The sequence below is a fragment of the Agrococcus sp. Marseille-P2731 genome (genome assembly GCF_900117395.1).
Taxonomy (GTDB): domain Bacteria; phylum Actinomycetota; class Actinomycetes; order Actinomycetales; family Microbacteriaceae; genus Agrococcus.
Map to the genome: position 1 here is coordinate 1,125,871 of NZ_FPEG01000003.1, position 22,240 is coordinate 1,148,110.

Sequence of the window (22,240 nt, forward strand, 5' to 3'; positions counted from 1 at the left end):
GGCGCGGGTCAGCGCCGGGCGAACCCCAGCAGTCGCACGCGGCAGGCCAGCTCGACCGAGAACCTCGTGTCGGGGTCGTCGAGGTCGAGCTGCAGCCGCTCGCGGATGCGCTTCAGGCGATAGCCGACCGCGTTCGGGTGCAGGTTCAGCTGACGCCCGGCGCTCGCGAGCGAGTTGTTGTGCGAGAGGTAGGCCAGCAGCGTCTGCACCTCGGTGACCGCGCGCTCGGGCTCGAGCGCGTCGAGCGGTGCGAGCACGTCGTCGAGCAGGGTGCGGCTGATCGGTGAGGCGTAGAGGTCGAGCAGCACGCGTCGCAGGCCCGTGCCGTCGGTGAGCGCCACGTCGCCGTGCCGGTTGGCGGCGATGGCGGTCTCGGCGGCGATCCTGGCCTCGGCCGCCGACTGCCGCAGCCCCGCGGCGCCCTGCTGCGGCGTGCCGAGCCCGAGCGTGTAGACCCAGTCGCCGCCCGCGAGCTCGCGCGCCCGCTCCTGCAGCCTCGCGGCCACCTCGCGCAGCCGCCGCTGGTGGTCGCCGGCGCCGTGCTCCTCGGTGCAGACGATGAGCATGTCGTCCTGCACGAAGGCGACGTGCCAGAGCTCTGGCCGACCCTCCATGAGCTGCAGCGCGAACAGCTCGAGCGCCGGCTCGACCACGCGCGGGGGCGTGGCGTGCTCGGCGCTCTCGCTCTCGGCGACCGCCGTGGGCTTCAGCCAGGCGACGGCGTGCGAGAGCTGCAGCGGGAGCCCGAGGCGAGCGGCGCGCGCGACGAACGCATCCACCCGCGCCGCCTCTGCCAGCACCAGCTCGACGATCAGGTCGGCCCTCGACTGCGTCGGTGCGAGCCGATCGCGCATGCTGCGCTGCGCGGCGCGCGAGGCGAGCGCCGCGACCACCGGCAGCGCGATCGCCACGGCGGCATCGGCGGTGTCTGCCACCAGGCGGCCGATGGGCACTTCGCCGACGCAGACCGCGTCGTTCTCGGTCCACAGCACATCCGGGTCCTCCGTCACCCGCAGCTGCGCGCCGAGCGCCCGGCCGGCGGCCTGCAGGATGCTGTCGACGGTGCTGCCCGGCTCGCCCGCTGCGCTCGTCGCCCGCTCGATCGCATAGGCCGAGCGGGTCAGCAGCTCTGACGATCCGCCGGAGAGCAACCGGTCGATCGCCACGGCGAGGTCGGCGGCGCGCGCACCGGCGGCCGTCAGCACCGGCACCCCGCCCTGACGGGCGAGCGTGATGGCGGTCTCGGCGATCTCGATCTCCGCGACGACGATGAGCGCCGGCAGCTCGCGCGCGATCGCCTGCCGGATGGCGATGTCGAGGAGGTAGGGGGCCGGGTCGCCCGAGGGCGCGACCACGGCGAGCGTGCCGCGCGCGAGGGAGCCGACGCTCGCGAACTCGACGATCTGCACCCGCTCGATCGTCGTGGACTCGCGCGGGCCAGCGGCGTGCAGCAAGCGGAGGCGCTCGGCTTGATCGAGCAGGTCGCGCACCGTGAACTGTGTCATGAGCACAATGGTGCACGATTCTCTGAGTTGCCACCACATTGTTGCCGTCGCATCGGCTCCCTACTGTCGACATATGGCAGCAGCCCCTTCCCCCGCGACGACCGCCGAGTCGCTCGCCGCGGTCGACGCATCCGACATCCCGGCTCTGGCCGCTGGCGCCGCGATCTTCGGCACCGGCGGCGGCGGCGCGGTCTACACCTCGCAGATGGCGGTGCAGCACGCGCTGGTCGAGCACGGCCCGGTGCGGCTGCTGCGCGTCGACGAGCTCGGCCCCGATGACACGGTGATCGTCACCTCTGGGCTCGGCGCCCCCACGGTCGGCATCGAGATGCTCTCCTCCGCCGACCAGATGGGCTCGATGGTGCGCGAGGCCGAGCGCCTGCTCGGCCGGCCGATCACGGCGCTGATGGCGGTCGAGATCGGCGGCAGCAACGGCGTGAGCCCGGTCGGATGGGCTGCCCGCCTCGGGCTGCCGGTGCTGGACGCCGACGGCATGGGCCGCGCGTTCCCCAAGGCGACCATGGTGGCGATGAACGTCGCAGGCCTGCCCTGCGAGATCTCGGTGATGGGGGATGCCGTCGGCAACGTCATCACGCACAACACGATCGACATCGCCTGGCTCGAGCGCCACGCGCGCGCCACCTCGGTGGCGAGCGGCGGCATCGCGCTCGGCGCGCACTACCCGCTGACGGGGGAGACCGCCCGCGGGGCCGTCATCGAGGGCACCGTGAGCCGCGCGATCCGCGTCGGCCGCGCGCTGCTCGCCGCCAGCGAGCCCGTGCCGGCGATGGCCGCAGAGCTCGACGCCGCCGTGCTGATCACCGGCAAGCTCACCGACGTCGCGCGCCGCACCGAGGGCGGCTTCGTGCGCGGCTCGGTGACGATCGCCGGCACCGGCGCCGACCGCGGGCGCCTGCAGCGCATCGAGATCCAGAACGAGAACCTCATCGTGCTCGAGGACGGCGAGGTGCTCGCGAGCGTCCCCGACCTGATCACGATCGTCGACGCCGAGACCGGTCACGCGATCTCGACCGAGCTGCTGCGCTTCGGCCAGCGCGTCTCGGTGCTCGCGTGGGCCTGCGACCCCCTGTGGCGCACGCCCAGGGGGCTCGAGCTCGCCGGCCCGGCCGCATTCGGCTACGACGTGCCCTACGTGCCCTTCGAAGGAGGCCGCCGGTGAGCGACCTGTCCAGCCCGCGCGACCGCGACCTGTCCATCGGCATCGACGTCGGCGGCACGAACACCGACGCCGTGGTGCTCGACGGCAGCGGCGGCGTGCTCGCCAGCACGAAGCAGGCCACCACGGAGGACGTCACCGGCGGCATCCGCGCCAGCATCGCCGCCGTGCTCGCGCAGGTCGGCGAGGACCGCTCGCGCGTCTCGCGCGTCATGCTCGGCACGACCCACGCGACGAACGCGATCGTGCGCGGCCGCGGGCTCGGCCGCGTGGCGATGCTGCGGCTCGGCGCGCCCGCCGCGACCGAGTACCCGCCGCTGCTCGGCTGGCCCGCAGGGCTCTCGGCCACCATCCTCGCGGGCTCCGCGATGCTCGGCGGCGGGAACATGATCGACGGCACGCCGATCTCGCCGCTCGACCGCGACGGCATCCTGCGATTCCTCGACAGCCTCGACAGCTTCGACGCCGTCGCGGTCGCCGGCATCTTCAGCCCCTCGTTCCCCGAGCAGGAGCTCGAGGTCGCGGCGCTGATCCGCGCGCACCTGGGTGCGGATGCGCGCGTCTTCCTCAGCCAGGACATCGGGCCCACGGGTCTCCTCGAGCGCGAGAACGCCACGGTCCTCAACGCCGCCCTCTTCGGCGTCGCGAGCGCGGTGACGGATGCCCTGGTCGCGGTCGTCGAGGAGGAGGGCCTGGACGCGCTCCCGTTCTTCGCGCAGAACGACGGCACGCTCATGTCGCTCGAGTACGCCGCGCGCTACCCGGTGCTGACCATCGGCTCCGGCCCGGCCAACTCCATCCGCGGCGCCGCCTACCTCTCCGGTGTCGAGAACGCGATCGTCGTCGACGTGGGCGGCACGACCTCCGACCTCGGCGTGCTCGTCAACGGCTTCCCCCGCGAGTCGACCCTGCCGCGCGAGATCGGTGGCGTGCGCACCAACTTCCGCATGCCCGACATCCTCAGCCTCGGGATCGGTGGCGGCACCGTCGTCGATGTCGCGACCGGCGCGGTCGGGCCCGACTCGGTCGGCTACCGCATCGACCCCGAGGCGCTCGTCTTCGGCGGGACGACCCCGACGCTCACCGACGCGGCGACGCTCGCCGGCGCATCCATCGCCGGTCGTGCGCTGCCGGCGCAGCGGCCAGCCACCCGCGAGGCGCTCACCGCCGCGCTCGCCACCGCCCACGCGCGCCTGGAGGAGGCGGTGGAGCGGCTGTCACTCGGTCGCACCGACCTGCCGCTCGTCGTCGTCGGCGGCGGCGGCTTCCTGGTGCCGGACGGCCTGCCGGGCGCCAGCGAAGTCATCCGCCCAGCGCACGGCGGGGTCGCGAACGCCGTCGGCGCCGCGATCTCGCTCGCCGGCGGGCGCGCCGAGCAGATGAGCGACGTCGCCGACCGCGAAGAAGCCATCGCGGCGGCCTCGCAGGTCGCCATCGACAAGGCCATCCAGGCCGGCGCCGATCCGCTGCGCGTCTCCGTGGTCGACGTGGTCGAAACCCCGGTCGCCTACTCGGCGCACCCGGCCATCCACGTCTCCGTCAAGGCGGCCGGCCCCCTCGCGCGCATCGGTGCCACCGCCTTCGCGCGCCACTGACCCCATCCGTCACCGACCTCACCCAACGCACCACCCGATCGAGGAGTTCCCGATGCAACGACGCTCTACCCCGGCGATCTTGATCGCCGGCACCGCCATCATGGCGCTCACTCTCGCGGGCTGCGGCGCCGCCGAGCCCGGCGAGTCCGCGGGCCCCTCCGAGGGCGGCGCACCCGTCTCCGGCGGCACGTTCCGCCACGCCGTCTTCCCAGAGGTCGGCAGCATCGTGCCGATGACGGCGACGCAGCCGGTCGAGCTGCAGATCATCACCTACGCCTACGAGTCGCTCATCTACACCGACCAGGAGGGCGAGGAGCTGCCCTGGCTGGCCGAGTCGTGGGAGGTGGGCGACGACGGCAGGTCGGTCACGTTCGAGATCAAGGACGGCATCACCTTCCACGACGGCACCGCGTTCGACGCGGCCGTCGCGGCCGAGAACATCAACTTCCACGCCAACCCCGAGAATGCCACGATCCTCGCCGACGTGCTGCCCGAGGGCCTCGAGGCGAGCGGCGAGGGACAGACGCTCACGGTGACGGCCGAGGCGTCCGACCCGTTCATGAGCGTCATCATCGGCGACCTGATGATGGTCGGCTCGGCGGGCCTCGCGGATGCATCCAGCCTCGAGACCGCGTCCAACGGCACGGGCCTGTACGAGCTGACGACCGTCGCCCCCGACCGCTACGTCTTCGAGACGCGCGACGACTACACCTGGGGTCCCGACGGCCTGACCAGCGAGACCGAGGGCCTGCCCGACGGCCTCGAGGTCACGGTGGTCACCGACACCTCGACCCGCACCAACCTGCTGCTCTCGGGCGAGCTCAACGCCGCGGCGGTCGAGGGTCCCGACCAGGACCGCATCGAAGCTGGCGGCTACGAGTTCGCCGGCACGATCAACCCGATCGGCCAGATGCTGTTCAACGAGCGGGAGGATCGCCCCACGAGCGACCCGCTGGTGCGCGAGGCGCTCGTGCTGGGCTTCAACCACGAAGAGGCCAGTGAGGTCGTCTCCGGCGGCCGACCCCACGAGCTGACGTCGTGGATCACCGATGCGCCCTTCACGTGCTTCAACGAGGAGGCGGTCTGGGAGCGACCCGCCGCTGACCCCGCCCGCGCGGCGGAGCTGCTCGACGAGGCCGGCTGGACCGAGGGCCCCGACGGCATGCGTGAGCAGGACGGCACGCCGCTCGAGATCGACTTCCTCTACGACGCCACCTCCCCCTCGCACGCCTCCGCGGGCGAGCTCGTCGCGCAGGACTGGCAGGAGCTCGGCATCACGACGAACCTCGTCGCGATGGACGGAGCCGCGTGGTCGGAGTACCTGTACGAGACCTTCGACTACGACACCGGCTGGATCCAGATCGGCGTCGGCAGCCCCGTCACGCAGGACCTCTTCTACGGCGGCGCGTCGCCCGAGGACGGCGGCCTGAACTTCATGGGCGTCCAGGACGAGGAGTACACCGCGCTCGCCGACCAGGCACGGGCATCGGCGGATGCGGAGGAGGCCTGCGGCTTCTGGGAGCAGGCCGAGCAGGTGGTGGTGGAGAACTTCCACACCTTCCTCCTCACCGGCACCATCCGGCCGACCTACATGAACGGCGCATCCTTCGAGTTCACCGACTACCTGCAGCCGGTGACGATCCGCATGACCGAGTGAGCGGGCGATGACCACGACGGAACTCCGACCGGGCGCGTCGACGCAGGCTCCGCTGCAGAGGCTGCGGAGCCTGCGCGGGCGGCTCTCGCCCCGCACCGACTTCGCGATCCGTCGCATCGGGCGCCTCGTCGTCGGCCTGCTCGTCGTGGTCCTCGCCGCCTTCTTCCTCGTCCACCTCGTGCCGGGCGACCCGGTGCGGGCGGCGCTCGGGCCGACCGCACCCGCCTCGCTCGTCGAGGCGACCCGCGTCTCGCTCGGGCTCGACCTGCCGCTCCCGCAGCAGCTCCTGAACTACCTCTCGGGGCTGCTGCGGGGCGACCTGGGCACGTCGATCCAGTCGGGCCTGTCGGTCGGCGACACGATCGCGGCGCGGTTCCCGACCACGCTGACGCTCGCGGCGCTCGGCTTCCTGGTCGCCGTCATCGGCGCCCTGCCGATCGGCATGGGTGCCGCGCTCGTGGCCCGCACCGGCAGGGGGCGCACCCTCAACGGCGGCATCTCCGGCTTCCTCGGCATCCTCATCGCCATCCCCGACTTCGTCCTCTCGGTCGGGCTGATCGCGCTGTGCAGCATCTGGCTCGGCTTCCTGCCTCCCGCGGGCTGGGGCGATGCCGACAACGCCGTGCTCCCGGTGCTCGGCCTCTCGCTCGGCGCCATGGCCTACCTCTCGCGCATCGTGCAGGTCGAGATGATCGCGGTGCTCGACTCCACCTACATCGCCACCGCGCGGGCGAAGCGCCTGCCGCAGCGGCTCATCCTGCTGCGGCACGCGCTGCCCAACATCATCACGGCCACGCTCACCGTCGGCGGGCTCCTGCTCTCGGGCCTCGTCGCGGGCACCGTCATCATCGAGACGGTCTTCGCCATCCCCGGCGCCGGCACCACGCTCGTCTCGGCGGTCGGCACGAAGGACTACCCGATGATCCAGGGGATGGTGCTGGTCTACGCCGGCATGGTGCTCGCGGTGAACCTCGTGGTCGACCTGATCCTCATCACCATCGACCCCCGCACGACGATCGCAGAAGGGTGAGTGCGCTGCGATGACGAACACCATCCCCGGGAAGCTCGACGCCAGCATCGTCGCGACGCCGCCCAAGCGGCGGCGGCGGCGCTCCCGCTGGCTGAGCCTCACCGGCATCACCGCCATCATCGGCGTCGCGGTGCTCGCGATCATCGCCGCCATCGGGCCCGAGATCTGGCTCACCGCCGCGACCGAGCGCAACGTCGCAGAGCGGTGGGCTCCGGCCGGCGCTGCGCACCCCTTCGGCACCGACGACATCGGCCGCGACATCTTCGCGCGCGTCATGGTGGCGACGCAGCTCTCGCTGCTGCTGACCGTCGGCGCGACCGCCATCCTCATCGTCGGCGGGCTCGTGATCGGGCTGACCGCCGCGATGCTGCCCCGCGCCCCGCGCCGAGCGCTCATCTGGGTGATGGATCTGCTGCTGGCCTTCCCGTGGCTGCTGCTCGTCCTCTTCTTCACCGTCATCTGGGACGCCTCGGCCACCGGCGCCATGCTGGCGATCGGCCTGGCGGGCATCCCCAACGTGACGCGCCTGGTCTACAACATGGCCGCATCCGTCACCGACCAGGACTACGTGCGCGCAGCGCGCGTCGTCGGCGTCGGCCCGCTCGGCATCGTCGTCAAGCACGTGCTCCCGAACATCGCCAACCCGCTCCTCGTGCAGGCCTCGGCCGCGGCGAGCACGACGCTGCTGTCGTTCGCGGGGCTCTCCTTCCTGGGGCTCGGCGTGCAGGCGCCGGAGTACGACTGGGGCAGGCTGCTCAACGAGGGCTTCAGCCACCTCTACACGAACCCGATGTCGGCGGTCGGGCCGGGCATCGCGGTGGTCTTCGCCGGCCTCGTCTTCACGATGATCGCCGAGACCGTCGCCGATCAGCCCGGGCAGGGCCTGCGGGCGGTGGCGCGCGCCAGCCGCACGGCGGTGCTCGCGAGCCGCCGCGCCGGTGCCGCTGCCGCGACGGCCGCGAAGCTCGAGCCGGGCGCGGCGCTCGCCGAGGTGCGCGACCTGCGCGTCTCGTTCCCCGACGGCGAGGGCGGTCTCGTCGAGCGGGTGCACGGCGTCGACCTGCACGTCGACGCGGGCGAGATCGTCGGCATCGTGGGGGAGTCGGGCTCCGGCAAGTCGCTCACCGCCATGGCGCTCGCGGGGCTGCTCGACGCGCCCGCGGTGGTGACGGCCGAGACGCGACGCTTCGACGACATGGATCTCGCAGTCGCGCCGAGCGCCGCGCAGCGCAAGCGCCTCGGGATCGAGCTCGGCGTCATCTTCCAGGATCCGCTGACCTCGCTGAACCCGGCGCTGTCGATCGGGCGCCAGCTGACCGAGGTGCCGCAGCAGCACCTCGGCATGGGGCGCGCCGAGGCTCGGCAGCGCGCCATCGACGGCCTGGAGGCGGTCGGCATCCCCGACCCCGCGCAGCGCCTCGGCGACTACCCGCACCAGTTCTCGGGCGGCATGCGGCAGCGCGCCATGATCGGCCAGGCGCTCACCGGCAAGCCGCGGCTGATCATCGCCGACGAGCCGACGACCGCGCTCGACGTCACCGTGCAGCGGCAGGTGCTCGGCGTGCTGCGGCGCGCGCAGCAGGCGACCGGCGCCGGCATCGTCTTCATCTCGCACGACATCGCCCTCGTGTCGGGCTTCTGCGACCGCATCGTCGTCATGAAGGACGGCGAGATCGTCGAGCAGCTGAGCGCCAGGGGCATCAAGCGCCAGGCCAAGCACCCCTACACGCGCGGTCTCATCGCGTGCCTGCCCGACATGAGCTCCGACCGCACGCAGCCGCTGCCGGTCATCACCGACCACATGCCCGCGGTCGACCGCGAGGAGGCGATCCTGTGAACCACGCGCTCGAGATCGAGGACCTGCGGGTCCGGTACGGGCACCGGGACGTCGTCTCCGGCGTCTCGCTGCAGGTGCCGAGCGGTCGCACGCTCGGGCTCGTCGGCGAGTCCGGCTCCGGCAAGTCGACCATCGCCAACGCCGCCGTCGGTCTCGCGCCCATCGTGAGCGGCGACATCCGGGTGCTCGGCACGAGCACGCTCGGGCGGACCGCCGCCGCGAAGACCGCGCGCCGCCGCATCCAGCTGGTGTTCCAGGATCCCTTCTCGGCCCTCGACCCGCGCATGCCGATCGGCGCCTCGATCGCCGAGGGCATCAGGGCGACCGGCATGCGCTACTCGCGCACCGAGCAGCGCGAGCGCGTCGCCGAGCTGCTGCAGCAGGTCGACCTCGACCCCGATCGCGCCGGTGAGCTGCCGCGCGCGTTCTCCGGCGGGCAGCGGCAGCGCATCACCATCGCTCGCGCGCTCGCGGGCGACCCCGAGATCCTCATCGCCGACGAGGTGACCAGCGCGCTCGACGTCTCGGTGCAGTCGACGGTGCTCAACCTGCTGCGCGACCTGCAGCAGCAGCTGGGCCTGACGATGCTCTTCATCTCGCACAACCTGGCGGTCGTCCGCTACATCAGCGACGAGATCGCGGTCATGCGGAACGGCGCGATCGTCGAGCAGGGCGCGACCGAGGCGCTGCTGGCTGATCCCGCCGAGCCCTACACGCGCGAGCTGCTCGCCGCCATCCCGGTGCTCGGCCGCACCCTGGAGCTCGACGATGCCTGAGGCGGAGCGGGCAGCGATCGCGCGCGACGCCGACGGCTTCCTGGCCGATGCCGAGCCGCTGCGCGAGCGGCTGGTGTCGCTGCGCCGCGAGCTGCACGCCGCCGCCGAGATCGGCCTCCACCTGCCGCAGACCCAGGCCATCCTGCTCCGCGAGCTCGAGGGCCTCGGCCTCGAGATCACGACCGGCACCGCGCTGACCTCCGTGACCGCCGTGCTCCGCGGCGCGCTGCCGGGACCCACGGTGCTGCTGCGCAGCGACATGGATGCGCTGCCGATCCTCGAGGCGAGCGGGCTCGACTTCGCGGCCACCGACGGCGCGATGCACGCGTGCGGCCACGACCTGCACATGGCGGGGCTCATCGGCGCCGCGCACCTGCTCGTCGCGCGCCGCGCGACGCTGCCCGGGACGATCGTGCTGATGTTCCAGCCCGGCGAGGAGGGCTTCGCCGGCGGCCGCCTGATGATCGAGGAGGGCGTGCTCGAAGCCTCCGGCGAGCGCCCGGTCGCCGCATACGCCATGCACGTCGACTGCGTCACCGAGGCCGGCCGCGTCGTCACGCGCCCGGGCCCGATGATGGGCGGGGTCAGCGCGATGCGGCTGCGCGTGCGCGGCTCCGGCGGCCACGCGGCCTTCCCGCAGCACGCGGTCGACCCCGTGCCGATCGCGGCCGAGCTCATCCTCGCGATCCAGTCCTTCTCCGCGCGCCGCGTGCCGGCGACCGATCCCGCGGTGCTCTCGGTGACGAAGCTGGCAAGCGATGCTGCCGCCGGCAACGTGCTGGCGGCGAACGTGGATCTCGAGCTCAACATCCGCACGCTCTCCCGCGAGACCTACGCTCTCGTGCGCGACACGCTGCCCGGCATGCTCGACGGGATCGCGCGCGCACACGGTGCCGAGCTCGACGCCGAGTGGATCGAGTCCTACCCCGTCACCGTCAACGACCCGGCGGAGACCGAGCGCGCGCTCGGCGTGGTCGAGCCGCTCGTCGGCGCCGAGCGCATCCATCGGCTCGAGGCGCCCTCGATGGCGTCCGAGGACTTCGCCTACGTGCTCGAGCAGGTGCCGGGCGTGCTCGTCTTCCTCGGCGTGCAGCCTGAGCCCGGCGCGACCGCCCCGATGCACTCCGACGGCGCCGTCTTCGACGACGGGCTGCTGCCGGAGCACGCGGCGCTGCTCGCCGAGCTGGCGTGGCAGCGCCTGGCCTGAGCCGGGCGCCGCGGTCAGGGCGCGGCGGCCTCGATCGGCCGCTCGTCGATGCCGCCCGCGGGGTGCGCCGCGGAGTCGACCGCGAAGGTCGAGATGTCGTCGCTCGTCGCCCCGTCGAGGGCGAGCTCGGCCAGGATCCGGCCGATCGCCGGCGTGAACTTGAAGGCGTGCCCGGCGCCGAGCGCGACGAGGATGTCGGGGTGCTGCTGCAACGGCCCGAGCACGAAGTTGCGGTTCGGCGTGATGGCGTACTGGCAGGTGACGGTGCGCAGCGCCGGCCCGCTCGCCGGGATCGTGCCGCCCACGAAGGCGGTGAGCTCCGCGAGCAGCCGCTCCGAGGGCACGAAGGTGCGCTCGGCCGGCGTCATCAGGTTGTCCGAGCGGTCGCGCGCGGCCTTGATCGTCGGCTCGCCATAGGTGGGGAAGCCGTAGAAGCACTCGTCGTCCTCCCAGATCCACACCGGGAAGCGCGCGGCGTCGAAGGCCTCGGGCTCGGCGGGCGCGAAGTAGGTGACCTGCTCCTGCATCGAGATGAGCGGGATGGCGGCGTCGAGCGGCTCGAGCAGCTCGTTGGTCCAGGCGTCGGCCGCGAGCACGACCTTGCGGGCCCGCACGTCGCCGCGATCGGTGCGCACGACGACGCCGCCAGCATCCGGAACGACCGCGAGCACGCGGGTGCGGTCGCGCAGCTCGGCCCCGCGCATGCGGGCGTGCAGCTGCAGCGTCGCGACGGTGCGCGCGGCGTGGGCGATGCCCGAGTCGGCGGTGTAGATCGTCTCCACGTTGTCGGTGAGCGAGAACTGCGGCCAGCGGTCGTGCACCTCGGCCGGCGACAGCAGCTCGTGCTCGACGCCGACCTCCTCCAGGCTCTGCACGAAGTCAGCGGCGTCGAAGGGGCCGTCAGTGGGGATGAAGACGAGGCCGCCGGTGATCGTCAGCAGCCGCTCACCGGTCTCGCGCTCGAGGTCGGCCCAGTCTCGATAGGCCGACTGCGCGAGCCGCACGTACTGCGGCGCGCCATAGGAGGTGCGCACGATGCGCGAGGTGTCGTGGGATGCGCCGCGCACGTGGCCGAGCTCGAACTGCTCGAAGGCGACGACCCTGGCTCCCTTGCCGGCCGCGTGGTAGGCGGCGGCGCTGCCGAGCGCGCCCAGCCCGACGATGGCGACGTCGTACTCCTGCATGGTGGACCCCTTCGGTCGATCGTGGTGCTCCCAGCAGTATTCGCGGCTGCTCGAGCGGCGGGGCGCGCAACCGCGGGCAGCGCAATCCGTGGCGCGCAGGGTTGCGGATGCGCGGCATGAGCGCGCGGGTGGAGTCCGGCCTGCGGGTGGTGCAGCTCGTCGGGGCGCGCGTCGACCCGACCGCGCCGATGCAGGTGGGGGCGATCGCGCGCGAGCTCGGGCTCGGGCTGAGCACCGCCTCTCGCCTGTGCGCGTCGCTGCAGGAGCTCGGCCTGCTCGAGCGCGCCGACGACTACGGGGCGTACCGGCTGGGTCGGGCAGCGATCCGCCTCTCCGGGGTCGCGGCGGCGCCCATCGCGCGGGCTGCGCGGCTCGAGCTGACGCGCGCGGCGCTCCACAGCGGCGAGACGGTCTGCCTGGCAGCGCCCGACGGCGAGGGCGCCCGCATGATCGCGGTGATCGAGTCGGGCTGGACGCTCCACGCTCCCGCCGAGGTGGCGGAGCAGGTGGTGGAGCGCGACAGCGCGATCGTCGCGGCGGCGACGGGAGCGCTCGGCGACCTGTCGGTCGCGGGCGGCTGCGTCGAGTCGCGGATCGGCCGCGTGGTCGAGATCGCCGCGCCCGTCCTCGACCCGAACGGCGATCGCATCGCGGTGCTCGCCATCAGGCTGCCGCTCTACCGGGCGGAGCGTGGCGCACCGCGGGCTCGTCGGGCCATCCGCGTCGCCCGCCGCAACCTGGAGCGGGCGATCGTGGCCGCACGCGCCGCCACGACGACGGCCGACGTACGCGCTGCCGCCGCCGCCGCGACGAGCGCGCTCGATGCGAGCCTGCGCATCCTCACCCATCTCGCGGGCGGAGCCGACACGCTCGCGAGTACGGCGCGCGCCGCGGGGCTGCGCCTCGATCGCGCGCGACGGCTCGTGGACACCTGCCGCGGCGTCGGCCTCGTGCTCGGCGACGACCGGCTCGGACTGCGGCTGTCCTGGCAGGTGCACGGCTGGTATCGCGCGGCGCTCAACCCCACGCTGGCCGGGGCCGGTGCGCTCGCGGTCTCGCAGGCGGCAGTCTCGACCGATACCTGCGTCTTCCTCACCGTGCTGCAGGGGCTGCGCAGCCGCACCCTCGTCGAGCACCTCGAGCCGCTCGGCGAGGGCCTCCGGATGCGGCCGTGGCTGGGCCGCGTGCACCCCATCGTCGGATCGGACGGCGGCCCGACGATGCTCCTCGACCTCGAGGCCGAACAGCTGGCCGAGATCTTCCCCGCCCGCTTCAGCGACCACGAGCGAGGCGTGTTCCTCGCGCAGGTCGAGCGGGTGGCACGCGAGGGCGTGCTGACGATCGAGTCGGTCGACGAGCTGGGCATCACCTCGATCTCGGCGCCGGTGATCGATGCGAGCGGCACGGTCGCTGCGGCCGCGTGCATCGTCGGCGCCACCGAACGGGTGCGGCCACGGCGATCAGAGCTCGAGGCGGCCGTGCGCGAGCTCGCCGCACAGCTCTCCGCGCTGCTCGGCTGAGCGCACGACTGACGCCGCACAGCGTCCTGGCAGGTTGCTGCGCCAGTCTCCGTGGCATGGCAGAGCAGCACGAGGCCCTCGCGGTCTTCATCGGCGACTGGGCAGCAGAGGGCACGGCGTACGGCGCGGACCGCAGCGGCAGCCCGTGGCGCAGCGTCCACTCGGCGCGATGGCACTCGGGCGGGCAGTTCGTCGTGCAGGACGAGCGCGCGAACGGGCCCTTCGACACGATGAGCTTCCTCGGCTGGGATCAGGAGCGCGGCACCTACTTCTCGTGGAGCATCGAGAACCACGGCTTCAACCGCGAGTACCTGGTGACCGTCGATGGCGATGTCTGGACGCTGTCGGGCGAGAGCGAGCGCGCCACGATCACCTTCGGCGACGAGGGTCGCACGCAGACGCACCACTGGGAGTTCCGGCCGGAGGGCGAGTGGACCCTGCTCTGCGACCGGGTCGCTCGCCGCGTCGGATGACGGGCGTCACGAGCAGCCCGCATCCGGGTTTCGCATAGGCACGCTCGGTACGCTGGTAGACGGGCCACCCACCGCTACCGGGCCCGCGACGGAGGTTCTGTGGCTGGCAACGCGACCACCCGATTCGACAACGTCGCACTGCTCTCGGTCGCGAGCACGCTGCCGAGCCGGGTGACGACCTCGGAGGAGATCGAGGATCGCCTCGGCGCCTCGCTCTCGCGCCTGCGCCTCAAGGGCGGGCTGCTGCGCCGTGTCGCCGGCGTGCTCGAGCGACGCAACTGGGCAGAGGGTGAATCGGCCGACCTGGCCACGATCGACGCCGGCGAGAAGGCACTCGCGCAGGCGGGCGTCGCCCCCGGCGACGTGGGCCTGCTCATCAACACGAGCGTCACGCGCAAGCATCTCGAGCCCTCGGTCGCCGTGCGGCTGCACCACGGGCTCGGCCTGCCGAGCTCTGCCGTCAACTTCGATGTCGCCAACGCGTGCCTCGGCTTCGTCAACGGCATGAGCCTCGCGGCGAGCATGATCGAGTCGGGCCAGATCCGCCACGCGATCGTCGTGAACGGTGAGGATGCCGACGACATCCAGGTGAACACCATCGAGCGGCTGCTCGGCGAAGGCGTCAAGCGCGACGACTTCCTGAGCGAGTTCGCCACCCTCACGCTCGGCTCGGGCTCGGCCGCCGCCGTGCTCGGTCGCGCCGACGAGCACCCCGACGGGCACCGCATCCTGGGCGGCGTCACGCGCGCCGCGACGCAGTTCCACGACCTCTGCGTCGGCAGCGCCGAGGGCATGTACACGAACGCCAAGGAGCTGCTGAAGGGCGGCCTCGACCTCGTCGTCTCCGCCTGGGATGAGGCGAAGCCCGACTGGCGCTGGCACGACATGGATCGCTACATCACGCACCAGGTCTCCTCGGTGCACACGAACGCCATCCTGAAGGCCGCCAAGCTCGACCCGGCGCGCGTTCCCACGACGTTCCCGCAGTACGGGAACGTCGGCCCCGCATCCATCCCCATCACCCTCGCCGAGCAGGCGCCGAGCCTCAACCGCGGCGACCGCGTGCTGCTCATGGGCGTCGGCTCCGGCCTCAACACGGCCATGATGGAGCTCGCCTGGTGACTGCGGCCTCCGCGACCGCATCGCTGCCGCCGCGCGACCTGCCAGAGCTCGACCCGGCCTGGAGCCGCATCGTGCGCGTGCCGGGCGTCGGTCTCGACGAGGGCGCGACGCGCGAGTGGCACTGCATCGACACGGCGGATGCGCTGGCTCGCCTGGGAGGGCAGGGCGCAGGCGCGCCCGTGGCCGGCACGATCCTCGCGGTGCACGGCAACCCGACCTGGAGCTATCTCTGGCGGCGCGTCGCTGCCGAGTCGCTGCGCCGCGCCGAGTCGGGGGAGCCCGCCTGGCGCGTGATCGCGGTCGACCAGCTCGAGATGGGCTTCTCGGAGCGCACGGGCGCGCACCGCCCGCTCGCGCAGCGCGTGCAGGATCTCGGGGCGCTGACGGATGCGCTGGCGCTCTCGGGCCCGGTCGTCACGCTCGGGCACGACTGGGGCGGCGTCGTCTCGCTCGGCTGGGCGGTCGACCATGCCGAGCAGCTCGCCGGCATCGCGCTGCTGAACACCGCGGTGCACCACCCGGAGGGCGTGCCGATCCCCGCCCCGCTCCGGCTCGCGGGCGCGCGCGGCGTGCTCGCAGCCTCGACGGTGCAGACGACCGCGTTCCTCGACACGACGCTCGCGCTCGCCTCGCCGTCGCTCGGGCCTGCGGTGCGCGCCGCCTATCGAGCGCCCTACGGCTCGGCCGCGCGTCGGGCGGGCATCGGCGCGTTCGTCGCCGACATCCCCGTGGATGCGCGGCACGAGAGCTTCGCGGAGCTCACCCGCATCAGCGAGGGCGTCGCGGCGCTCGGTCGCTCCGAGCGGCCGGTGCCGGCGCTCATGCTGTGGGGCCCGGGCGACCCGGTCTTCGGCGACCGCTACCTCGACGACCTCATCGACCGGCTACCGCACGCCGCCGTGCACCGCTTCGAGGGCGCGAGCCACCTCGTCGCCGAGGACCGCCCCTACGCCCCCGCGCTGCTCGACTGGCTCGCCCCGCCGCTCGCGGCACCAGCCCCGGCGGCTACCCCGCCGGTCGAGGAGCGCGCCGGCTCCGCCGGCACGCGTCACGAGACCACAGCCCCGGCGGAAGATGGTTTCGAGACGCGTGCGCCTGGGGCGCACGCTCCTCGACCAGCGGGAGAGGCGAACCCCTTCACCCCGCTCTGGCACCACCTCGATGCCCGCGCCGCCGACTCCGACGTCGCCGTCATCGACATGGCTCGCGACCGCAGCGTCTCGTGGCGCCAGCTCGCCACGCAGAGCGAGCGCATCGCCGCCGGCTTGCACGGCATGGGCGTGCGCCGCGGCGATCGCGTCTCGCTGCTCATGCAGCCGGGCCCGACGCTCACCGCCGTGCTCTACGCATGCCTCCGCATCGGCGCGATCGTCGTCGTCGCCGACGCGGGCCTCGGCATCAAGGGCCTCACGCGCGCTGTGCGCGGATCCTGGCCCGACCTCATCATCGGCGAGCGCCTCGGCCTCACCGCCGCACGCGCCCTCGGCTGGCCCGGCATGCGCATCTCCGCCGAGCGCCTGCCGCGCGTCGCCGCCGCCGCGCTCGGCGTCGCGACCAGCCTCAGCGAGCTCGCCGCCTCCGCCGGCCCGGCGGCCGCCAAGCGAGGCCCAGCGCTCCCCGACGAGCCCGGCCCGGATGACACGGCCGCGATCCTCTTCACCTCCGGCTCCACCGGCCCCGCGAAGGGCGTCGTCTACACGCACGGGCAGCTCAGCGCACTGCGCGACGTGCTCGGCGAGCACCTCGGCATCGCCGCCGACACCGGCCTCGTGACCGGCTTCGCGCCCTTCGCCCTGCTCGGCCCGGCGCTCGGCACCCGCTCGGTGACGCCCGACATGGATGTCTCGTCGCCCCGCACGCTGACGGCCACCGCCGTCGCGGCTGCGGTGCGCGCATCCGCCGCAGGCATCGTCTTCCTGTCGCCCGCGGCGATCCTCAACGTCGTCGCGACCGCAGACGCGCTCAGCGCCGACGACCGCGCAGCGCTCGCGGGGGTGCGCACCTTCCTCTCGACCGGCGCCCCGATCAGCGAGGCGATGCTCACCGCGGTCGCCGAGCTGATGCCGAACGCGACCCCGCACACCCCCTACGGCATGACCGAGTGCCTGCTGGTCGCCGACATCACGCTCGACGGCGTGCGTGCGGCGGCCGCGGCATCCGACGGCGGCGTCTGCGTCGGCACGCCGATCGGCAGCAACCGCGTCCTGGTCAGCGCGCTCGACGCCGACGGACGCGCCACGGGCGAGCCGAGCGCCACCCCCGGCGTGCTCGGAGAGATCATCATCTCGGCGCCGCACCTGAAGGCGCACTACGACCGCCTGCACCTCACCGACCGCGAGGCGACCCGCGACACCGAGTCGCTGGACAGCCCGCTGGTCGAGGAGCGCGCGGCGCAGCCGCTCGCGAGCCCGCCGGTCGAGGAGCGCGCGGCGCGGCCGCTCGCGAGCCCGCTGGTCGAGGAGCGCGCGGCGCAGCCGCTCGCGTCACGAGACCAAGCCCCCCGCTGGCATCGCACCGGCGACCTCGGCCACCTCGACGCCGAGGGCCGCGTCTGGATCGAGGGCCGCATCCAGCACGTCATCGTCACCGCCGATGGCCCGATCGCGCCGGTCGAGCCCGAGCAGCAGGTCGAGCTGACGGATGCGGTGCGTCGCGCCGCCGTCGTCGGCGTCGGTCCGCACGGGCTGCGGCAGGCGGTCGCGGTCGTCGAGACCACGCCGCAGGCGCCCCGCCCCGCGCTCGCCGACCCCGAGCTCACCGCAGCCGTGCGCGCGAGCACGACCCTGCCGCTCGCGGCCGTGCTCGTCGTGCCGCAGCTGCCGACCGACGTGCGCCACAACTCCAAGATCGACCGCTCGCGCCTCTCGGCCTGGGCCGAGCGCAGCCTCGCCGGCAGCAGGATGACCGCGCCGTGATGCTGGCAGCAGCGTGATCGTCGTCGTCACCGGCGCATCCGGATTCCTCGGCCGCGCCGTCGCCGCCGAGCTCGTCGCGGCCGGTCACGAGGTGCGCACGCTGCAGCGCCGCCCCTCGACCGTGCCCGGCGTGACGGATGCGCTCGGCTCGATCACCGACGCCGGGCACGTCGCGCGCACCCTCCGGGGCGCTGAGGGCGTCGTCCACCTGGCTGCGAAGGTCTCGCTCGCGGGCGACCCGGGGGAGTTCCGCACGGTCAACGTCGAGGGCACGCGCACGATGCTCGACGCCGCCGAGCGCACGGGGGTGACGCGCTTCGTGCAGGTGTCGTCGCCGTCTGTCGCGCACCTCGGCGCCTCGCTCGCGGGCGTCGGCGCCGACCCGGCGTCGCCCGAGCACGCTCGCGGCGACTACGCCCGCACGAAGGCCGAGGCCGAGCTGCTCGCGCTGGACCGTGACTCGGCGGCGATGGCCGTCGTCGCCGTGCGCCCGCACATCGTGTGGGGGCCGGGCGACACGCAGCTGATCGAGCGCATCGTCGAGCGCGCCCGCCGCGGCCGCGTGCCGCTGCTGAGCGGCGGCACGGCGCTCATCGACACGACCTACGTCGACAACGCCGCGACCGGCATCGCCGCCGCGCTGCACCGCGCCGAGCACGCGCAGGGCAACGCCTACGTCATCACGAACGGCGAGCCGCGACCCGTGGCTGACCTGCTGGCCGGCATCTGCCTCGCGGCCGGCGTGCGCCCGCCGCACCGCAGCGTGCCGGCCCCGCTCGGCCGTGCTGCCGGCTCGCTCATCGAGCGCGCGTGGGCGCTGCGCCCGGGCGCCGACGAGCCACCGATGACCCGGTTCCTCGCGGAGCAGCTGTCGACCGCGCACTGGTTCGACCAGCGCACCACCCGCCGCGACCTCGGCTGGCAGCCGACCGTCTCGCTCGACGAGGGCCTGGCCCGCCTGGCCGCGCACTACGCCGACCGCTGACCCGAGACGAGGCCGCCGCGCCTCGCGGCGGTGCCCGGAATTCTCCCGCCGCTGCGCGCCTCCGTCGGGATTATCCACGCGGCGGCCCGCAGAGAGCGGAATCCTCCGGGCGCACCTCGCGCAACGTTGAGCAAACGGTAGGCGCGCCCGGCTCCGCACAGGACTACCGTGACTGCCAGCAGGCATCGCTGGTGCCGGCTCATCGGCACCCCGGTGCCCCATGCTCGGTCGAGGAGGACCACATGGATGCGATGCTCACGACCGCAGTCGCGGCAGCCGAGGAGTCGAGCGCGACGGGGTGGCAGCTCGGCGGAGCGTTCGCCTTCGGCGCCGTCATCGGCTGGTTCATCTACTTCCTGAACCGCTATCGCAAGGAGGTCGTGCTCGGCGACCTCACCACGGTGGTCAGCGCGGTCGGGGGCGCGGCCGTGCTGGTGCTCTTCCCGGCCGGCACCGATCTCTTCGGCGCCTACGGCATCGGCCTGGCGGCAGGCTTCTTCGGCTACCTGGCCCTGCTCGTGGTGCTCGTCATGCTGAGCGACGAGTTCGACCTGAACTACCTCATCGACGGGCGCCGCAAGGACCCGCAGTCCGGTTCGGGGCTACCGGATACCGGCAGGGGGCCGATGCAGACGGAGGTCAGAGCTCCGGACGGCGCGTGAGCCCGCCCGGAGCCGCTGAGCAGCATCGGCCGAAGCGGCAGGATCCGCTCGAGCACCTCGCGCTCGCGAGACCGGAGCTCGCAGCGCGGGCGCGGGCGGTGGCAGCGCTGCTGCAGCGGATCGAACCGCTCAGCGCGCAGCGCGATGCCGAGCGGTTCGACGAGGCGATGCTGGCCCTCGAGGCGTCAGGCGTGCTGCCCGCGCGGACAGACGACGGGGCGTCGCCGTCGGCGCAGATCGACGATGCGCTGCTCGCGCTGAGCCTGCACACGGATGCGTCGGCAGCGGCATGGGAGCTCGTGCTCTCGGCCGCCGCTGCCCTGGGCTCCACCTACGCCCCGAACCTCGACGCGATCGAGCGTGCGACGTCGGCGCTGGCGGACCGGCCGAACCTCGGCGGGGTCGGCGTCACCGGCCTGCTGTCGCGCATCGCCGCCCTCGCGACGGCGCGCGGCGGTGCCGATCTGGTGCAGCGCATGAAGCCGTCGCTGCGCACCCGGCCGGAGCCATCGCTCGCATTCCTCGAGCTCGTGTGCGCCGGGCGAGCTGCCCGCGATGCACCGGCCGGCCAGCCGCAGGGCGGCGGAAGCCCGACGGCCGGATCCGCCCCGCTGCCGCCGGGCGTGCAGCCGCCCGCGGCGGAGCGCCGTCCTCCGACGCCGCTGTCCGAGACCCTCGCCCTCTTGCTTCGCAGCCTCCGCGCGCGACGGTGGGTCGACGGCGTCGGGCTCCGCGAGCTCGCGCGCGACCTCTCGGCCCACCGGCACGATGGCCTGCCCCTCGGGCCGGCCGGCCCGTCCGAGGTCGTTCCCGAGCGCACGCGCGGCGCACTCGTGAGCTCTGGCTTCAGTGCGATGGATGCGACCGAGGCGTGGCCGACGCGACGTGCGTTGCAGGCCGACACCACCTACCGGTTCTGGGTGGAGATCGGTGACGAGCGCCCGACGGACGCCATCGAGACCGATGGGCATCGCCTCATCTCGCTCCCGAGCGGCACGGAGCTCGACATCGCCGTGTTCGGCTTCGACGACGAGCTGCAGCCCGTCGAGGGAGCGGACCAAGGGCGGATGCGGCTGGTGGGGTCCGCGGCCGTCGCCATCGACGGGAGGACCGGCGCGGCCGGAGGGCGCCGGCTGTGGTTGTCGGTGCGCACGGGCGCAGCCTCGCGCCGCACGCAGCGGCTTCGCTGGAACGTGTACCGCGGCAATGTGCTGCTGCAGTCGCGCGTGGTCACGGCCCAGGTCCGCGCGAAGCCCTCCTCGCTGCGGCGACGGGCCCTCGCCTCGGAGGTCGACTTCTCGATCGCTCGCGACCTGACGGCGACGGAGGTGGCGACGCTCGAGCCCATCGCGCTCAGCGTCATGATCAACGACAACGGCCACGGCACCCACGGGTTCCGCTTCTTCGGCGGCACCGACTTCAAGCAGGAGGCCAGCATCGGCGGCGCGGCGCTCGAGCAGCTGCTCGAGCAGACGCGCGGGATGCTGCGGAGGGTGACGTGGGGAGACCGAGCAGAGCCGAGCCTCGAGGAGTTCGAGACGCTCCACGACCGCTACGCCACGCCGGACCCCGCGCGATTGGCGGAGGATCTGATCGCGCTCGCCCGCACCGGCTTCCGAGTGTGGGACGCGCTCGTCGACGGGCTCTCCGGCGGGCAGGCGGACGCGCTGCAGGTGCTGATGCAGGCACCCGGCCGGCTGCAGATCGCCAACCGCCAGTCGGCCGAGCTGCTGGTGCCGGCGGCGTGCATCTACGACCACCCGCTGACGGTCTCCCTCGCCGACGTGAGGATCTGCCCTGCCTTCGCCTCGGCGACCGGCCCGCTGCCCGCCACCGAGTGCTTCCAGGGGCGCTGCCCGAGCTACGCCTCGCGCGACATCGTGTGCCCCAGCGGCTTCTGGGGCTTCCGCCACGAGATCGGCTACTCGGCCGATCTGCCGTTCGCCGCGACCGAGGGTGCCGACACCCTCTCGCTCACCGCCGGCCCCGGTGGGCCTGCAGCGTTCGTCGTCGGCGCATCCACCGACCCCGACCTGACGCGGCGCGACGCGCACCTCACCCAGGTGCGCCAGCTCGCCGGCGGGTGGCAGCGCGCCGATTCCGCCTCCGGCCTGCTCGACCTCTTCGGCAGCTCGAGGCCCAGCGTCGTCTACCTCTACGGCCATGGCGGCGGCGAGGACGCGAGCCCCTTCTTCGTCGTCGGGGACGACGCCGACGGGCCGATCCGCCGCGCCGACCTGCGGGGCGCCGTCGACTGGCGTGACGCGCATCCGCTCGTCTTCCTGAACGGGTGCCGCTCGAGCCCGCTCCGGCCCGGCGCCGCGTTCTCCTACGCGAGCGGCTTCCTGCACACGGCGCACGCCGCAGGCGTCATCGGCACCGAGATCTCGGTCTTCGAGAGCCTCGCGACCGCGTTCGCCGAGGAGTGCCTGCGCCGCTTCGTCGCGAACCGCGAGTCGCTCGGCGCCGCCGTGCGATCGACGAGGGTGCAGCTGCTCGAGCAGGGCACGCCCCTGGGCCTCGCCTACCTCGCCTTCGGCCCGCTCGACCTGCAGCTCGCCGCCTGACGCCGACCTGCCGCCCTGTGCACGTCGC

General features: G+C 73.4%; 16 protein-coding genes. 14 read left to right on the forward strand and 2 right to left on the reverse strand.

The annotated features are described in order from the left end of the window. Nucleotides 1-8 precede the first annotated feature (8 nt). The gene (locus BQ6202_RS13605) at nucleotides 9-1,505 is read right to left on the reverse strand and encodes a PucR family transcriptional regulator (protein WP_072314913.1); all 1,497 of its coding nucleotides are present in this window, start codon (nucleotides 1,503-1,505) and stop codon (nucleotides 9-11) included. Nucleotides 1,506-1,578: 73 nt separating this feature from the next. Here BQ6202_RS13605 and BQ6202_RS13610 point away from each other — a divergent pair, with 73 nt between their 5' ends. From BQ6202_RS13610 to BQ6202_RS13650, 7 genes are read left to right on the forward strand one after another with little or no spacing between them, the layout of a single operon-like run. Beyond that, a complete protein-coding gene (locus BQ6202_RS13610) occupies nucleotides 1,579-2,685 on the forward strand; it encodes a DUF917 domain-containing protein (RefSeq protein WP_072314914.1) in 1,107 nt (368 codons plus the stop codon). Then, entirely contained in the window at nucleotides 2,682-4,277 is a 1,596-nt protein-coding gene (locus BQ6202_RS13615) for a hydantoinase/oxoprolinase N-terminal domain-containing protein (RefSeq protein ID WP_083587296.1), read from the forward strand. Before BQ6202_RS13610 ends, BQ6202_RS13615 begins: the two co-directional genes overlap by 4 nt. Nucleotides 4,278-4,329: 52 nt before the next feature. After that, nucleotides 4,330-5,934: an ABC transporter substrate-binding protein gene (locus BQ6202_RS13620; protein WP_083587297.1), complete on the forward strand. Its 1,605-nt coding sequence runs from the start codon at nucleotides 4,330-4,332 to the stop codon at nucleotides 5,932-5,934. A 7-nt stretch (nucleotides 5,935-5,941) separates the two neighbouring features. Continuing rightward, entirely contained in the window at nucleotides 5,942-6,964 is a 1,023-nt protein-coding gene (locus tag BQ6202_RS13625) for an ABC transporter permease (protein ID WP_083587298.1), read from the forward strand. 10 nt (nucleotides 6,965-6,974) lie between these two features. Beyond that, nucleotides 6,975-8,801: a dipeptide/oligopeptide/nickel ABC transporter permease/ATP-binding protein gene (locus BQ6202_RS14630; protein ID WP_083587299.1), complete on the forward strand. Its 1,827-nt coding sequence runs from the start codon at nucleotides 6,975-6,977 to the stop codon at nucleotides 8,799-8,801. Then, nucleotides 8,798-9,577 (forward strand): ATP-binding cassette domain-containing protein, encoded by a 780-nt coding sequence (locus BQ6202_RS13645; RefSeq protein WP_072314916.1) that lies wholly within the window; start codon nucleotides 8,798-8,800, stop codon nucleotides 9,575-9,577. Before BQ6202_RS14630 ends, BQ6202_RS13645 begins: the two co-directional genes overlap by 4 nt. Further along, complete coding sequence (locus BQ6202_RS13650; RefSeq protein WP_083587300.1) at nucleotides 9,570-10,784, forward strand: M20 metallopeptidase family protein; 1,215 nt, start codon at nucleotides 9,570-9,572, stop codon at nucleotides 10,782-10,784. The genes BQ6202_RS13645 and BQ6202_RS13650 overlap by 8 nt, the downstream gene beginning before the upstream one ends. A 14-nt stretch (nucleotides 10,785-10,798) precedes the next feature. Here the strand turns inward: BQ6202_RS13650 and solA are convergent, their stop codons facing one another. Continuing rightward, nucleotides 10,799-11,968 (reverse strand): N-methyl-L-tryptophan oxidase, encoded by a 1,170-nt coding sequence (solA, locus tag BQ6202_RS13655; RefSeq protein WP_072314917.1) that lies wholly within the window; start codon nucleotides 11,966-11,968, stop codon nucleotides 10,799-10,801. Between the two features lie 116 nt (nucleotides 11,969-12,084). Between solA and BQ6202_RS13660 the strand changes: the two genes are divergently transcribed. The 7 genes from BQ6202_RS13660 to BQ6202_RS13690 all read left to right on the forward strand — a co-directional run bounded on the left by BQ6202_RS13660 (nucleotide 12,085) and on the right by BQ6202_RS13690 (nucleotide 22,212). Then, nucleotides 12,085-13,488: an IclR family transcriptional regulator domain-containing protein gene (locus tag BQ6202_RS13660; RefSeq protein ID WP_159433649.1), complete on the forward strand. Its 1,404-nt coding sequence runs from the start codon at nucleotides 12,085-12,087 to the stop codon at nucleotides 13,486-13,488. A 56-nt stretch (nucleotides 13,489-13,544) separates the two neighbouring features. Beyond that, a complete protein-coding gene (locus tag BQ6202_RS13665; RefSeq protein ID WP_072314919.1) occupies nucleotides 13,545-13,961 on the forward strand; it encodes a DUF1579 family protein in 417 nt (138 codons plus the stop codon). Between the two features lie 99 nt (nucleotides 13,962-14,060). After that, nucleotides 14,061-15,083: a 3-oxoacyl-ACP synthase III gene (locus tag BQ6202_RS13670; RefSeq protein WP_072314920.1), complete on the forward strand. Its 1,023-nt coding sequence runs from the start codon at nucleotides 14,061-14,063 to the stop codon at nucleotides 15,081-15,083. Next, nucleotides 15,080-17,998 (forward strand): alpha/beta fold hydrolase, encoded by a 2,919-nt coding sequence (locus tag BQ6202_RS13675; RefSeq protein WP_442855775.1) that lies wholly within the window; start codon nucleotides 15,080-15,082, stop codon nucleotides 17,996-17,998. Before BQ6202_RS13670 ends, BQ6202_RS13675 begins: the two co-directional genes overlap by 4 nt. 13 nt (nucleotides 17,999-18,011) lie before the next feature. Further along, nucleotides 18,012-18,983 (forward strand): NAD-dependent epimerase/dehydratase family protein, encoded by a 972-nt coding sequence (locus BQ6202_RS13680; RefSeq protein ID WP_072314922.1) that lies wholly within the window; start codon nucleotides 18,012-18,014, stop codon nucleotides 18,981-18,983. Nucleotides 18,984-19,225: 242 nt separating this feature from the next. Further along, the gene (locus tag BQ6202_RS13685; RefSeq protein ID WP_083587301.1) at nucleotides 19,226-19,645 is read left to right on the forward strand and encodes a hypothetical protein; all 420 of its coding nucleotides are present in this window, start codon (nucleotides 19,226-19,228) and stop codon (nucleotides 19,643-19,645) included. Continuing rightward, complete coding sequence (locus tag BQ6202_RS13690; protein ID WP_072314923.1) at nucleotides 19,642-22,212, forward strand: hypothetical protein; 2,571 nt, start codon at nucleotides 19,642-19,644, stop codon at nucleotides 22,210-22,212. The genes BQ6202_RS13685 and BQ6202_RS13690 overlap by 4 nt, the downstream gene beginning before the upstream one ends. The last annotated feature ends 28 nt before the right edge of the window (nucleotides 22,213-22,240 follow it).